Annotated in this window: 1 pseudogene; it reads left to right on the top strand. The window is 40.2% G+C overall.

The annotated features are described in order from the left end of the window. Positions 1 to 162: pseudogene (locus HMPREF0023_RS16435) on the top strand (IS5/IS1182 family transposase); the annotation flags it as partial. Positions 163 to 214 lie beyond the last annotated feature (52 nt).

Below are 214 nucleotides of genomic sequence, written 5' to 3'. Positions count from 1 at the left end.
CGCCGAAGTTTGGTGGAAACAAAGATGCATTGCATCAAATTATTAAGTGATAAACTCAGTGCTAGGAGCTTTCAAAGCCAAGTCAATGAGGTACATGCCCGTATAGCCATTTTAAATAAATTTACAGAATTAGGCCGACCTCACACCCAAGTTGTGCCTTGAATTTGGTAAGACTTGGTGAAATCAGCCTTTAAAAGGTTTGTGCAACAAAGCC

Origin of the sequence: Acinetobacter sp. ATCC 27244, from assembly GCF_000156555.1 — a bacterium.
GTDB classification, from domain to species: domain Bacteria; phylum Pseudomonadota; class Gammaproteobacteria; order Pseudomonadales; family Moraxellaceae; genus Acinetobacter; species Acinetobacter haemolyticus.
The sequence above is the reverse complement of the archived record's forward strand: the minus strand, read 5'-3'. Positions and strand labels throughout refer to the sequence as shown.